Raw genomic sequence first — 14,184 nt, 5'->3', positions numbered from 1 at the left:
GAAAGATGCTGAACGTCACCGACCTGCATGCCGCCTATGGCCAGTCGGAAATCCTGCACGGGCTGCACCTGAACGTCGCGCCGGGCGAGATCGTCGCGATCATGGGCCGCAACGGCATGGGCAAGACCACGCTGATGAAGACGCTGATGGGCATCGTGCCGGCCACCGGCGGCAGCGTGCGCGTGGGCGAGACCGAGGTCACGGGGCTGAAATCGCACCAGCGCGTGGCCAGCGGCATCGGCTATGTGCCGCAGGGCCGGATGATCTTTTCCGCCATGACGGTGCAGGAAAATGTCGAGACCGGCCTGACCGTCACCGGCAGGAAAGAGGTGCCGGGCGATATCTACGAACTCTTTCCGGTGCTGCTGGAGATGAAGTCGCGCCGCGGCGGCAACCTGTCGGGCGGCCAGCAGCAGCAGCTTGCGATTGCCCGCGCGCTGGCCTCGGACCCCAAGGTGCTGCTGCTGGACGAGCCGACCGAGGGCATCCAGCCCAACATCATCCGCGAGATGGCCCGCACCCTGCGCCGCATCCGCGACCAGCGCGGCCTGTCCATCGTCGTCTCGGAACAGGTGCTGAGCTTTGCCCTGGACGTCGCCGACCGCGTGCTGGTGATCGAGAACGGCACCTTCGTCCATGACAGCCCGCGCGACGGCATCGACGAGGCGAAGGTCGCAAAGTTCCTGTCCGTTTGACCCTTCAACCCTGGCAGAAAGAGAGGAAGACCATGGCTGATACCCTGATCTCGGTGAACCTCGGCGAAAGCCCGCACACGAATGACTGCGTGCACAACCGCTGGCACCCCGACATCCCCATCGCCGTCTGGGTCGAGCCCGGCGACGAGTTCAAGATCGAGACCTATGACTGGACCGGCGGCCAGATCCTCAACAATGACGATGCCTCCGACGTGCGCGATGTCGAGTTGGAACAGGTGCATTACCTGTCCGGTCCCGTCGGCGTGAAGGGCGCCAAGCCCGGCGATCTTCTGGTGGTCGAGATCCTCGATATCGGCGCCAAGGAGGAAATGCTCTGGGGCTTCAACGGCTTCTTCTCCAAGAAGAATGGCGGCGGCTTCCTGACCGAGCATTTCCCCGAGGCGCAGAAGTCGATCTGGGATTTCCACGGCATGTTCACCTCGTCGCGCCATGTGCCGGGGGTGAAATATGCGGGGCTGATCCATCCCGGCCTGATCGGCTGTCTGCCCGACCGCAAGATGCTGGACATGTGGAACAGCCGCGAAAAGGCGCTGTTCGACACCGATCCGGCCCGCGTGCCCCCCTTGGCAGCGCTGCCCAACACCCAGTCCGCCCATATGGGCAAGCTGACCGGCGAGGCCCGCGACAAGGCCGCCGCCGAGGGTGCCCGCACCGTGCCGCCGCGCGAGCATGGCGGCAATTGCGACATCAAGGATCTCAGCCGCGGCTGCAAGATCTACTTCCCCGTCTATGTGGATGGCGCAGGGCTTTCGATGGGCGACCTGCATTTCAGCCAGGGCGATGGCGAGATCACCTTCTGCGGCGCCATCGAGATGGCGGGCTGGCTGCATCTGAAGGTCGATCTCATCAAGGACGGCGTGGCGAAATACGGGATCCGGAACCCGATCTTCAAGCCTTCGCCCATCGCGCCGAAATATGACGACTACCTGATCTTCGAGGGGATTTCCGTCGACGAACAGGGCAAGCAGCATTACCTCGACGTCCATATCGCCTATCGCCAGGCCTGCCTCAACGCCATCGAATATCTCAAGAAATTCGGCTATACGGGCGCACAGGCCTATGCGATCCTCGGCACCGCGCCGGTGCAGGGGCATATCTCGGGCGTGGTCGACATCCCCAATGCCTGCGCAACGCTCTGGCTGCCGACCGACATCTTTGCCTTCGACATCAAGCCGGGCAGCGCCGGGCCGACCAGGTTCCTTGATGGCTCGATCGACGTGCCGCTGGCGCCCGATCTGTGACATGACCGGGGCCGCGGCGCGCGTCGCGGCCCCTTTCCCGAGCGGAGTGAAAGATGCCCTATTACGATTACTGCTGCGATACCTGCGGCCCCTTCACCGGCTTTGCCGCAATGGCCGATTACGACAAGCCCACCGCCTGTCCCGATTGCGGCGGCTCCGCGCCGCGCGCGCTGTTCACGCCGCCCAAGCTGGCCATCGTGGGCGCCGCCACCCGCAAGGCGCATGAGACCAACGAACGCGCCCGCCACGAGCCGAAACGCTCGGGCCACGGGCCGGGCTGTGGCTGCTGTTCGGGCGGCGCCAAGAAGAACAGCGGCACGCTGCACCGCCCGGACGGGTCCAAGAGTTTTCCGGCCAAGCGCCCCTGGATGATCTCGCACTGAGCGCTCAGAGCAGGGCGGGCAGGCTGGTGCGCAGCCGGTCCATTCCGCCCGGCCGCCAGCCCAGCGCGCTGGCCCGGTCGCAACGCAGCGCGCTGACCGGGGCCTCGCTGTGCGGGGGCAGGGGATGGCCGATCCCCTCGGCCCGGGCCACCAGCGCCAGCAGATCGTGCCGGTCAAGCAGGATGTCCGACAGGTTCACCGCGCAGCCCGCCACCGCCTCGGCCGGGGCGGCGCGGATCAGCCGGGCAGCAGCGGCCAGATCGGCGCCGTGCAATTCGGTGCCCCGGCGCGGCGCGATGGGGCGGCCTGCGCGGAAATCGTCGAAAAGATCGGCCCATTTGTGCCGCTGCCCCGGCCCCGGCGGCCCGTAGACCCCCGTCGCCCGCAGCGATACCGGCACGAAACCCGGGCCTGCCAGCGCGAACAGCGCATCCTCGGCCCGCGCCTTGACCACGCCGTAAAGCGTGTCGGGCCTTGCGGGCAGATCGTCGGTCAACTCGGCCCCCAAGGGCCAGCCGTCCTGCACCGCGCGGCTCGACAGGAACAGCATATGCCGCACGCCCGCGTCCCGCGCCGCCTGAAACAGCGCGACCGAGCCTGCCAGATTGGCCGCCAGAAAGCCCTCGGGGTCATTGCCCTCGCCGCCCCGATAGCGCCCGGGCACATGGGCAAAGGCGCAATGGATCACCGCCGCGACCTCGGCCAGATCGGGCCGGTCGCCCAGCGCATAGGTCCGATGCGTGACCGGGCCGGAAAAGAAGCCGGGCGCGGGCGGGGTGCGGGTCAGCACGGTGACCGCCTCGCCCGCCGCCAACGCCTCCTCGACGAAGAAACGCCCGACCAGCCCCGTTGCGCCGGTGACGGCCAGGCTCATGGCGCGGGGCCGGGCAGGGTGGCGGGATCGGGAATATCCGCGCCCCGCTCATAGGCGCGCCACAGCTCAATCAGCGGGCGCAGGCGGTCGGCCTTGGCATGGTCCTGCCACGGCTTTTCATACTGGAAATGCAGCACCCGGATGTCGGACCAGGACCACAATTCGGGCAGGTTGAGCCAGACATATTGCAGCATGTTGTCAAAGACCGGCAGCCCGTGCCAGTCGGGAAAGAACTCCTGCAAAAAGGTCTGGTCGGTGCGCCGCCAGAACGCGCCGGGCGCGTCCAACCGGGCCAGCATCCGTTGAAAGGTTTCGGGGTTCGGCCGCGCGGTGAACACGCCCGAATTCATCCGGTGGAAATCGGAAAGGCTTTCATAGACATTAGGGGCCGCGCAAAGCTCGGGATAGTCGAACAGCCGGTCGATGGGGCGCAGTACCAGCGTGTCGGCGTCAAGAAAGATCACCCGGCTGTAGTCGAGTTGCCACAGGTGCAGCTTACAGAAATTGTCGAGCGGTGTGTGGAAGGCGGGCTTGGTCCCCTTGGTGAAGGGGGCGAGGCCGTGGATGCGATCCTTCGCGTGGGCGGCGTTGAACGCGTCCGAGGTCGGCAAGAGGTCCGTTTCCACTAGACGCGCGCCCAGATCGGCCAGCGGCGCCAGATCGGCATCGCCCACGCCGCCGGTATGCAACACGCAGATATCGGCCGCCGTGCCGGTCTGCCCGAGCGAGCGCACCAGCGCCTTTGCCCCCAACGCGAAATCCGCGTTGGTGACAAGGGTGACAAAGGCGTGTGGCGCGCTTGCCGGCCGGGCGGGGCGCAGCCCCTCGGTCACGATACCGACTTGAGCTGCTTGCCCTCGACATCATGCACGACGCGCGCCGCGATGTCCTTGGTCCAGGCCGAGACGCAGGGCACGCGCGAGCGGTCGACGCGATGGGCGAACTTGCGGGCGATCTCGACCACTTCCTCCAGCAGACCCTCCTGCAAGGTGATCGGCTGAAGCCCGAGATCGAGGAAATGGTCGTTCCTGACCACCAGTTCGTTCTCGGCCGCCTCCTTGCGCGGGTTCGGCAACCAGGCGATCCGTGCCCCGGTGAGTTTCGATACTAGTTCCGCCAGATCGCGCACCCGATGCGTTTCGGTCATCTGGTTGAAGATCTTTACCCGGTCCCCGGCCTGGGGCGCATCGCCCAGCGCCAGCGCGACGCAGCGCACCGTATCCTGGATATGGATGAAGGCGCGCGTCTGGCCGCCCGTGCCATGAACCGTCAGCGGATAATCGATGGCCGCCTGCGCAAGAAAGCGGTTCAGCACCGTGCCGTAATCGCCGTCATAATCGAAACGGTTGATCAGTTGCGGATGGCGCCTTGTCTGGTCGGTATTGGTGCCCCAGACGATGCCCTGATGCAGGTCGGTGATGCGCAGCCCGTCATTCTGGGCGTAGAACTGGAACAGGATCTGATCCAGCGACTTGGTCATGTGATAGACCGAGCCGGGCCGCGTGGGATAGAGGATCTCCATCCCCTTGGCGCCCGCCGGCGTGTCGATATTGACATCCAGATAGCCCTCGGGGATCGGTGCGCCGATCGTCGAATAGCCATAGACCCCCATCGTGCCCAGATGCACCAGATGCGCGTCGATGCCGGTTTCCACCATCGCCACCAGCAGGTTGTGGGTCGCGTTGATGTTGTTGTCGACGGTATAGATCTTGTGGCGGTCCGAGATCATCGAATAGGGCGCGGCGCGCTGCTCGGCGAAATGGATGATCGCGTCGGGGCGTTCCTCGGCCAGCCAGTCGCGCAGGCGGTAATATTCCTTGGCCAGGTCGATCAGGTGAAACCGGATCGTCTGGCCCGAGACCTCTTTCCAGACCCGGCAGCGTTCCTGGATCGAATCCATCGGCGTCAGCGACTGCACGCCGAGTTCGGCGTCGATCCAGCGGCGGCTGAGATTGTCGAGGATATGGACCTCGTGGCCCATGTCGGACAGATGCAGAGAGGTCGGCCAGCCGCAGAACCCGTCGCCGCCAAGAACCGCAATCTTCATAGAGCTTTCCTTTCGGAGTGGGGGCAGGGCGCGCATGCCGTCCCCGCACAGGTGCAGTCACGAGGGCCTTTTCCCGCTTTCTCTTGAAGCTTTTGTGTCACCGCGCCCGCTGCGCCGATTTGGCCACAAACGCCGCCTCCTTTCCAGTCCCGCGGCCCCTGCGACCGAGTGTCGCCGCCTGTAACGATTATAAGCTGTTTCTAAGAGTAATGTTTTGTCGTATGTATACCTTGGAATACATGGGGGCGCATGCGTTCCGCGCCCCGTGATCCGAGGGGGGACATGGATGGGCAAGGCAGGTTTGCGCGCGGTTCTGCTGGCAATGCTTCTGGGGCTTGCGGGGACGCTTGGCGCCCTGGCGCAGGGGCAGGCCCCGCAGCTTTCGCAAAGTACTACGGATCACTCCAAGCTCAAGGAATTGCAGCGGGAATTCACCTCTGGCCCCGAGGTGACGGCGGCCTGCCTGTCCTGCCACACCGAGGCCGCGACCCAGGTCAAGCATTCGATCCACTGGAAATGGGAGTTCGAGAATCCCTCGACCGGCCAGATCCTCGGCAAGAGCCATGTCGTGAACTCGTTCTGCGGCACGGTGGCCTCGAACGAACCGCGCTGTACCTCGTGCCATACCGGCTATGGCTGGACCGACATGAGCGAACCTCCGCCCAGCGAGGCGTCGGCGGTCGATTGTCTGGTCTGCCATGACACTTCGGGGCAATACACCAAGCTCGATTCCGCCGCCGGTCATCCGCCGCTCGAAGCCCGGGGCAAGACCATCACCGGCGCCGATGCCTGGGCGGTGGACCTGAAGGAAGCCGCGCAAAGCGTGGGCGCGCCCGGGCGCGAGAATTGCGGCTCGTGCCATTTCTACGGCGGCGGCGGGGACAACGTGAAACATGGCGATCTCAGTTCCGCCCTGTTCCATCCCGCGCTCGATGTCGATGTCCACATGTCGCCCGAGGGCGGGAACTTCACCTGTTCGACCTGCCACCATTCCGACAAGCACATCTTTGCCGGCTCGCGCTATGACGTTCACGCGATGGATACCGAGGGCACCGGCAAGCCCGGCATGATCCGCACCGATGTCGCGACCTGCGAAAGCTGCCATGGCACCGCGCCGCACAAGACGCTGTCGGTCACGGGAATGAAGCTGAACGACCATGTCGACCGCATCGCCTGCCAGACCTGCCACATCCCCAGCTTCGCCCGCGGCGGCATCGCCACCAAGACCCGCTGGGACTGGTCCGTGGCGGGCCGGATGGGGCCGGACGGCAAGCCGATGCACGAGGAGGAGTATGTTCAGGGCGATGGCAGCGCGCTGCACACCTATCTGACCACCAAGGGCGCCTTTGACTGGGGCGAGAATGTCGTGCCGCATTACGCCTGGTTCAACGGTCAGGTCGATTACACCCTGGCCGACCGCGAGATCGACCCGACAGAGGTGGTCGAGATCAACCGCGTCGAGGGCAGCCCGCAGGATGGCCGTTCGCGGATCTGGCCGTTCAAGCGGATGGAGGGGCGGCAGGCCTATGATGCCGGGCTCAACCGGCTGGTCTATTCCAATGTCTGGGGGCCGACCACCGACAGTGCCTACTGGACCAATTTCGACTGGGCCAAGGCGATCGAGGCGGGGATGGCGGCCGCGGGCGCCGAATATTCCGGGCAATTCGGCTTCGTCGATACGCATATGTACTGGCCGATCACCCATATGGTGGCCCCGGCCCGCGATGCGCTGGATTGCCGCGACTGCCATGCGCCGCAGGGGCGGCTGGCCGGGATCGCGGGGGTCTACATGCCGGGCTCGAACCCGAAAAGTCCCGGCGCGCTGATCGGCATGGCCGTCTTCCTCGCGATGGCCTCGGGCGTGATGCTTCATACGGTGCTGCGGCTGATCACCCGCGGCGGAAAGGGAGGACGCCATGACTGACGCACTCGCCAAACCCCCCGCGCCCTTTGAACGCGGCCTGACGCCATGCCCCGACTGCGCCGAACGCGAGGTGCTGATCTATCCCCGCTTCGAGCGGCTCTGGCACTGGTCGCAGGCGGGGTCCATCGTGATCCTGATGTTCACGGGGCTGGCGATGAACGGCTGGCACAGCCTGATCGGCTTCGAACTGGCCGTGCGGCTGCACATGATCGTTGCGCTGGCGCTGCTGCTTCTATGGGTCTTTGCGACCTTCTGGCTGGTCACCACGGGCAACTGGAAGGTGTTCCTGCCGCGCGTCTTCGGGCTGATCGCGGTGGCGCGCTACTATGCCTATGGCGTGTTCAAGGGCGAACACCACCCCTATCAGAAAAGCCTGGCCCAGCGGCTGAACCCGTTGCAGACGCTGGCCTATTCCGCGCTGAAGACGGTGGTCTTCCCGCTGGTCTGGGGCACGGGGCTGATCTATCTGACCTACAATTTCTGGGAAACGCTGCCCAATGCCTCGTTCTGGCTGGAGGTGGTGGCGAATATCCACCTGGCGGTGGCCTGGATCGTGTCGGGCTTCGTGATCCTGCACATCTATCTGCTGACCATCGGCCATTCCTTCCGCGACGGCGTGCGCCCGATGATCACCGGCACCGAAAAGGTCGCCCTGACCCCCGAACAGGAAGCCTATCTCGAACGGCACGAGACCTGGCGCCTGATCGACTGAACGGCCGTCAGGGAGGGAAAAAGCCGAACACCGCGTTCGCGCAGTTCGGCAGGATAGGCGGGGGTGAATCTCTGCTTCGTCATAGGGCTCATCCTTTGAGTGTTTTACTCTCCGGTAAACCCGGGGCGGTTCACAGCGCCCTGCGATCACGACATCGTCCGCGCTGAAGTGGCAACGGCCAGAGGCGAGTGCCCGGAGCCGACATTGGACATTCGCGCCCAAGCGCATCGAATGACCGCTCTCTGCCCTGCGGAAAGAATGCTGCGCCTTCCACCAAGGTCTGAGAAGGGCTCCTTGCAACCTCCGTCCCTCCCCGGACCGCTCAGATCTCGATTGGCACCAGCACTTCGGGTTCCACCACCTTGACGTCGGGCAGGCCCTGGCGCAGGGCGTCGGCGTTCTGTTCCAGAACCGGGAAGGTGCGGTAATGGCAGGGGATCACCATGCGGAAGTCAAAGAAGGTGCGGGCGGCATAGGCGGCGCGTTTCATGTCCATGGTGAAATGCCCCCCCGCGCAGAGGATGCCGATATCGGGGGCGTGCAGGTCGTTGAACACCTCCATGTCGGCCATGACATCGGTATCGCCCGAAACATAGATCGTATGACCCTCGCCCGAGATCATGAAACCGGATTCGGTGCCGGTATAGACCGGCCCGTGCGGCCCCGAAACCGACGAGGAATGCGTGGCGTTGACCATGGTGACGCGCACCTCGCCCAGCGTCACGGTGCCGCCCTTGTTGAAGCCGATGGTGGCGATGCCCTCCTTTTCCTCCCACCAGCTCATCAGGTCGTAGATGCCGACGCAGGGGATCGACAATTCGCGCGCAATCGCGACGGCATCGGCCATGTGGTCGAAATGGCCATGGGTGACAAGGATATCGGTGGCGCCCGCAATCGCCTCGGCGCGGCGTTCGGCGGGAAACATGGGATTGCCGGCAAGCCAGGGATCGACCAGCAGGATCCGGTCTGCGATCTCGATGCGAAAGCCGGAATGGCCGAGCCAGGTGATTTTCATGTCTGCCTCCCTGTGAATTGGCGGCCCTGCGGCCTAGGTCGGGGGCAAGACTAGCAGAGCGGGAGGCAATTTCCATGGACTGGATGGCCCAGGTGAACGCCTATTGCGAACGCACGGATGCAGGATACTGGTCGGAACCGGTGAACGCGGTGACGAACGCGGCCTTCCTGATCGCGGCGGCGGTGATGTGGCGGCGGACGCGCGGGCTGGTGCTGGGCCGGGCCTTGTGTGTCGTGCTGGCGGTGATCGGGCTGGGCAGCTTCCTGTTCCACACCCATGCGACGCTCTGGGCGGCGATGGCGGATGTCCTGCCGATCCTGGGTTTCATCCTGCTTTACCTTTATGCGGCGCATCGGGATTTCTGGGGTCTGGGCAGATGGCCCGCGCTGGGGCTGACGGCGCTGTTTCTGCCCTATGCGGCGGGGGCGGGCTGGCTGTTCGGGCAGCTTGGCTTTCTGGGCTCATCCGCGGGCTATGCGCCGGTGGCGCTGCTGATCCTGATCCATGCGGGGCTGCTGGCGCGGCGGGCGCCCGAAACGGCACGGGGGCTGGCGATCGGCGGCGGGCTTCTGGTGCTGTCGCTGACCTTCCGCACGCTGGACGAACCGCTTTGCGCGGTGCTGCCCCTGGGGACGCATTTCCTGTGGCACATCCTGAACGCCGCGATGCTGGGCTGGATGATCGAGGTCCATCGCCGCTACCATGCCGCATGCGCAGGCGCGGACGGCGTCAGCCGGGCGGGGTGACCAGATCGCGTGCCGCCCGTGCGATGACGATTTCCTCGTCGGTCGGGATGACGAGGATGCGCACGCGGCTGAGATCGGTGCTGATGACGGTTTCGCTGCCAAGGTTGCGGCTCTCGTCCAGTTCCATGCCGATCCAGCCCATGCCCTCGCAGACCTTTTGCCGGATATGGGCCGAGTGCTCGCCGATGCCGCCGCAGAAGACCAGCGCATCAAGCCCGCCAAGCGCCGCCGCCAGCCCGCCCAGTTCGCGGCGGATGCGGAAGACGAAATAGCCGATGGCCTGCCGCGCGGTGTCGGTCCCCGCGGCTTCCAGTTCGCGCATGTCATGCGACAGCCCCGACAGCCCCAGAAGCCCGGATTGGCGATACAGCAGATCGGCAATCTCGGCCGCGCCCATGCCCTCGTGCTGCATCAGGTAAAGTACCACGCCGGGGTCAAGCTGGCCGCAGCGCGTGCCCATCGGCAGCCCGTCCAGCGCCGAGAATCCCATCGACGAGGCGATGGACCGCCCGCCGATCATCCCGCACATCGACGCCCCGTTGCCCAGATGCGCGACGATCACCCGCCCGGCATGCAGATGCGGCGCAAGCCCGGCCAGCCGCCCGGCGATGTAGTCATAGCTCAGCCCGTGAAAGCCGTAGCGCCGAACACCCTTGTCGTAATAGGCCCGCGGCAGCCCGAACGTATCGTTCACCCAGGGGTGATGGCGGTGAAAGGCGGTGTCGAAACAGGCGACCTGCACCGCCTGCGGAAAGGCCGCCAGCGCCGCGCGCACGCCCGCCAGGTTGTGCGGCTGGTGCAGCGGTGCAAGCGGTTCCAGCCGGGCCAGCGCCGCCAGAACCTCGGGCGTCAGCCGGACCGGCGCGGCGTGATCGGGGCCGCCATGCACCACGCGATGGCCGACCGCGGCGATCCGGGCATCGGGGCGGACCCGCGCGATCAGGTCCAGCGCATGCGCCAGCGCCCCGGCGTGATCGGCCGCGTCCCCGGGCGGCAGCGGCGCGTCCGCCAGCACCGCGCCCTCGGCAGTCCGCGCCCGCATCTGCGTCCCGTTGCCGATCCGGTCGATCTCGCCCAGGATGCGGGCCGCGGGCTCGGCGCCGGGGCCGCCCAGTTCGAACAGCCCGAATTTCAGCGACGACGACCCCGCGTTCAGCGTCAGCACATCCGCCATGGCCTACTCCGCCAGCCGCCCGCGCAGCCGCGCATCATGCAGCGCCGCCACCGCGCAGGAGGCCAGCCGCGCCTTGTCGTCATCGGCGCGCGAGTTCAGGATGATCGGCACAAGCGCCCCCATCACCACCCCCGCCCCCTCGGCATGCGAGATATGGGTCAACTGCTTGGCCAGCATGTTGCCCGCGTCGATATTGGGCACCACCAGCACCTCGGCCCGGCCCGCGACCGGGCCGAGGATGCCCTTGGTGCGGGCGGCCGCGATGTCCACGGCATTGTCCATCGCCAGCGGCCCGTCGACGATCCCGCCCGTGATCTGCCCGCGCTCGGCCATCTTCGACAGCAGCGCGGCATCAAGCGATGAGGGGATGTCGGGGTTCACCGTCTCGACCGCCGACAGCACCCCCACCTTGGGCTCGTCGATCCCGATCGAGCGCGCAAGGTCGATGGCGTTCTGCACGATATCCATCTTGGTGCGCAGATCGGGTGCGATGTTGATCGCGGCATCGGTGACCAGCAGCGGATGCGCCACGCCCGGCACATCCATCACGAAGACATGGGTAAAGCGACGGCCCGCGCGCAGCCCGTTTTCCTTGCGCAGCGCCGCCTTGAGCAGCACATCCGTATGCAGATGCCCCTTCATCAGCGCCGCCGCCCGGCCCTGCGCCACCAGATCGACCGCCAGACGGGCCGCAGCCGCATGATCGGGCGCCGCGACGATCTCGATGCCGTCCAGCGACGCCCCCAGCGCGTCTGCCGCCGCCGCGATCCTGGTCGGATCGCCGACCAGGATTGGCGCGATAATGGTGTGTCGCGCCCCCAGAAGCGCGCCGCCCAGCGAATTGGGCTCTTCGGGCGCGACAACGGCGGTCGGCAGCGGCGGCAGGGGCTCGGCGCGGGCGATGATCGCGTCGAAATGGCGGTGCCGCTCGATCAGCAGGCCGGGGATCTCCAGATCGTCGAAGCGCATCTTGCGCGCGGGCGCCTGCACCTCGGCCTCGCCGCTCAGGATCGTTGCGCCGTCGGATTTCCGCACCACCTCGGTCGCCATCACCAGCCCGTCGGGCGGCCGCTTTTCGGTCACGCGCACCCGCGCCACCAGTTCGTCCCCGGCATGGGCACGGGCCAGAAAGCGCAGCGATTGCGCCCGGTAAAGCGCCCCCGCCCCGGGCAGGATATTGCCGATCACCGCCGAAACCAGCGAGGCGACCCACATCGCCGGGGCCACCGCCTCGACCGTGCCATCCCCATCGCCATCAAGCCCCGCCAGATGCATCGGGTTGTGATTGCCCGATGCCGTCGCGAAGACGTAGAAATCATCCTCGGTACAGATCCGCACCACCTCGGCGCTGTCGCCGATGGCGACCTCGCCAAATACCCGGTTTTCCTGAACATTCATTCGGCGGCAGTCTCCGTGGGCTGGGTCCGGCTGCGGACCGGGGCGGCCTGGGCTTCGGGTGCTGCGGGGGCGGGCGCGAAGGCGCCGAAGGCACGCATCCAGGGATTGCCCCAGACTGCGTGAAAGCCGGTCTCGATGGCGGCCCGGCGCATCGCGGTGCCCAGATCCAGCCATTGCCCGGCCAGTTCGAACCCCATCCGCTCCATCCAGAGAAAGGGGTTGTCGGGCGGCGCGGGCTGGCGCGTTTCGCGCAGGCGCGCGGCGGCGGGTTTGACCGGTCCAAGCAGGGGGTTCTGCGAGGACAGCGCCGCCCGGCCCAGCCGCAGCGGGTGCAGCGCGCGCGAGGCGTCGGCCAGCGGCGGGGCGATGGTGGCGCGCAGGGCAGGGGCGAACGCCTCGTAGCTTTCGGCCTGCATGCGCAGCGCGCGGGCGGCGGCGGCATGGGTCGGGGCGTTAGCATCCGGGCCATCCAGCGCGCAGGGAGCGAGCGACAGCACGGCCCGCCGCGCAGACCCACGCCCCTCGATCGCCTCGACACTCATCCGGTACAGCCCCGGTGCAAGTGCCGCGATTGCATCAAGCGCGGGGCGTTCGCCCACCCGGCCCGCCAGCACCAGCCCCGGCCGCGCCTCGGCATGGTCCAGCAGCACGACGCGCTGGCCCGCGACGCGGATCGCGTCGGCGTCGCCGTGGGTACCGGAAAGCCAACCCAGCACCTCGGCCGGGCGGGCGGCGGGATCGCCCGGGCGCAGGCAGATCAGCACCGGCACCGAAATCGCGCGCAGATCGAGCGGACGGCCCGGCGCCAATGCCAAGGCGTTGCGCGCCAGCAGATCGCCCGGCGGCAGCGCTGCGGCGGCCCAGCGCGCCTCCTCTGCGGTCAGCAGGGCGGGGCCGCCACCCCGGCGCGCCGCCTCGGTGACGCGCGGCCCGGCGCGGTCGGCCTCGGCCAGGATCGTGGCCAGCGGGCGCAGCCAGCCGCCATGCGGATCGTCCAGCATGGCCGCCAGCGCAGGCGTCGCCCCGTCGAACAGCCCACCGCCCAGATCGGACAGCATCCCGGCCAGCGCCCCCCCGGTGCCCGGCCGCCCCGGCGCCAGCGCCACCGCATCCAGCAGCACCAGCCCCGGCGTCCCGGGATGGGCGGCGGCCAGAGCCAGCGGCAGCCCGCCGCCCGGCCCCTGGCCCAGCACCAGCGGCGCGGGTGCGTCGGGGTGACGGCGGGCAATTGCGGCGGCAAAGGCGGCCAGCGCGTCGATCACATCGGCCATGGTCTGACCCGGCACCGGCTGGCGGGCAAAACCGGCTGCATAGACCGGCAGCCCGGCGGCCAGCGCCGCCGCCGCCGCGCCCTGCAACCCGTCAGCCCCGCCCGCACGCGGCGCGATCAGCAGCACGGGCCGCGCAGCCGGTTCGGGCGCCTTGGCGGGCAGCAGACGTACCAGCCGCGCATTGCAGGGCCGCGCCAGCGTCTCGGCATCCATCACCGGCTCTTGCGCATGGGGCAGGGCAGGGGGCGCGCCCTCGTCCTCGGCCGCGCGCAGGGCGTCGGCACGCTCGCGCAGGATGTCGGCAGCCAGCACCCCGCGTTCGGCCGAATCGCGCAGATAGTCGCGCCAATGCCCGGCCCAGTCGGCCGCCGTCGCATGCCGCCCGCTCATCCGCGCCGCGCGCATCACGGTTGCGGTCTGCGCCCATGCCGCCTGCCAGCGCTCGCCCTGATCGCGGGCGATTTCCCCGGCATGGCCCAGCGCGACCGCGTTCACCCGCCAGGCGCTGCGGCCAAGCCCGAACGGATCGAAAGGGGCAAGCCCGCGCCCCGTCATCGCGCGTTCCCCATGCAAGCGCCGCATCCCCGCCGCGTGCCGCAAGGCTTTCCGCAATTTCCGCGCACCGCACCCTCCCTGTCCTGACGCGCGGCGAGCATATCCGCTGGCGTTCGGCATTGCACGCA

13 protein-coding genes are annotated in these 14,184 nt (G+C 67.5%); 6 read left to right on the top strand and 7 right to left on the bottom strand.

Annotated elements, in window-relative coordinates; genetic code table 11:
- Positions 1–5 precede the first annotated feature (5 nt).
- Genes urtE through GH815_RS05345 form a run of 3 tightly spaced genes read left to right on the top strand, consistent with a single transcriptional unit; the run spans position 6 to position 2,340 of the window.
- Positions 6–695: an urea ABC transporter ATP-binding subunit UrtE gene (gene urtE, locus GH815_RS05355; protein ID WP_153747726.1), complete on the top strand. Its 690-nt coding sequence runs from the start codon at positions 6–8 to the stop codon at positions 693–695.
- Between the two features lie 32 nt (positions 696–727).
- Complete coding sequence (gene fmdA, locus GH815_RS05350; protein WP_153747725.1) at positions 728–1,957, top strand: formamidase; 1,230 nt, start codon at positions 728–730, stop codon at positions 1,955–1,957.
- A 53-nt stretch (positions 1,958–2,010) separates the two neighbouring features.
- Positions 2,011–2,340: an FmdB family zinc ribbon protein gene (locus tag GH815_RS05345; protein WP_153747724.1), complete on the top strand. Its 330-nt coding sequence runs from the start codon at positions 2,011–2,013 to the stop codon at positions 2,338–2,340.
- Positions 2,341–2,344: 4 nt separating this feature from the next.
- On the opposite strand, the gene GH815_RS05340 is transcribed toward GH815_RS05345, so the two are convergent.
- The 3 genes from GH815_RS05340 to GH815_RS05330 are packed head-to-tail and all read right to left on the bottom strand — an operon-like array spanning position 2,345 to position 5,261.
- Positions 2,345–3,214 carry an NAD-dependent epimerase/dehydratase family protein gene (locus GH815_RS05340; RefSeq protein ID WP_153747723.1) on the bottom strand — a complete coding sequence of 290 codons (870 nt, stop codon included), beginning with the start codon at positions 3,212–3,214 and terminating at the stop codon, positions 2,345–2,347.
- Positions 3,211–4,047 (bottom strand): glycosyltransferase, encoded by an 837-nt coding sequence (locus GH815_RS05335; protein WP_407072163.1) that lies wholly within the window; start codon positions 4,045–4,047, stop codon positions 3,211–3,213. The genes GH815_RS05340 and GH815_RS05335 overlap by 4 nt, the downstream gene beginning before the upstream one ends.
- On the bottom strand, positions 4,044–5,261 hold the full coding sequence (locus GH815_RS05330; protein ID WP_153747722.1) for an NAD-dependent epimerase/dehydratase family protein: 1,218 nt from the start codon (positions 5,259–5,261) through the stop codon (positions 4,044–4,046). The genes GH815_RS05335 and GH815_RS05330 overlap by 4 nt, the downstream gene beginning before the upstream one ends.
- Positions 5,262–5,547: 286 nt before the next feature.
- On the opposite strand from GH815_RS05330, the gene GH815_RS05325 reads away from it, so the two are divergent.
- A complete protein-coding gene (locus GH815_RS05325; RefSeq protein WP_153747721.1) occupies positions 5,548–7,185 on the top strand; it encodes a tetrathionate reductase family octaheme c-type cytochrome in 1,638 nt (545 codons plus the stop codon).
- A complete protein-coding gene (locus GH815_RS05320; RefSeq protein WP_153747720.1) occupies positions 7,178–7,897 on the top strand; it encodes a cytochrome b/b6 domain-containing protein in 720 nt (239 codons plus the stop codon). Before GH815_RS05325 ends, GH815_RS05320 begins: the two co-directional genes overlap by 8 nt.
- A 322-nt stretch (positions 7,898–8,219) precedes the next feature.
- Here the strand turns inward: GH815_RS05320 and GH815_RS05315 are convergent, their stop codons facing one another.
- Positions 8,220–8,912, bottom strand: coding sequence for a metal-dependent hydrolase (locus tag GH815_RS05315; RefSeq protein WP_153747719.1), 693 nt, complete (start codon positions 8,910–8,912; stop codon positions 8,220–8,222).
- Positions 8,913–8,986: 74 nt separating this feature from the next.
- Here GH815_RS05315 and GH815_RS05310 point away from each other — a divergent pair, with 74 nt between their 5' ends.
- Positions 8,987–9,658, top strand: a complete 672-nt coding sequence (locus GH815_RS05310) for a ceramidase domain-containing protein (protein ID WP_153747718.1) — start codon at positions 8,987–8,989, stop codon at positions 9,656–9,658.
- Here the strand turns inward: GH815_RS05310 and GH815_RS05305 are convergent.
- From GH815_RS05305 to GH815_RS05295, 3 genes are read right to left on the bottom strand one after another with little or no spacing between them, the layout of a single operon-like run.
- Complete coding sequence (locus tag GH815_RS05305; RefSeq protein ID WP_153747717.1) at positions 9,642–10,832, bottom strand: acetate/propionate family kinase; 1,191 nt, start codon at positions 10,830–10,832, stop codon at positions 9,642–9,644. The genes GH815_RS05310 and GH815_RS05305 overlap by 17 nt on opposite strands.
- Before the next feature lie 3 nt (positions 10,833–10,835).
- Entirely contained in the window at positions 10,836–12,230 is a 1,395-nt protein-coding gene (locus tag GH815_RS05300) for a bifunctional enoyl-CoA hydratase/phosphate acetyltransferase (protein WP_153747716.1), read from the bottom strand.
- Positions 12,227–14,056, bottom strand: coding sequence for a DUF3141 domain-containing protein (locus GH815_RS05295; RefSeq protein WP_170290297.1), 1,830 nt, complete (start codon positions 14,054–14,056; stop codon positions 12,227–12,229). The genes GH815_RS05300 and GH815_RS05295 overlap by 4 nt, the downstream gene beginning before the upstream one ends.
- Between the last annotated feature and the right edge of the window lie 128 nt (positions 14,057–14,184).

This window comes from Rhodovulum strictum (assembly GCF_009649175.1).
Lineage (GTDB): Bacteria > Pseudomonadota > Alphaproteobacteria > Rhodobacterales > Rhodobacteraceae > Rhodovulum > Rhodovulum strictum.
This window is presented reverse-complemented; position numbering and strand designations above follow the sequence as displayed.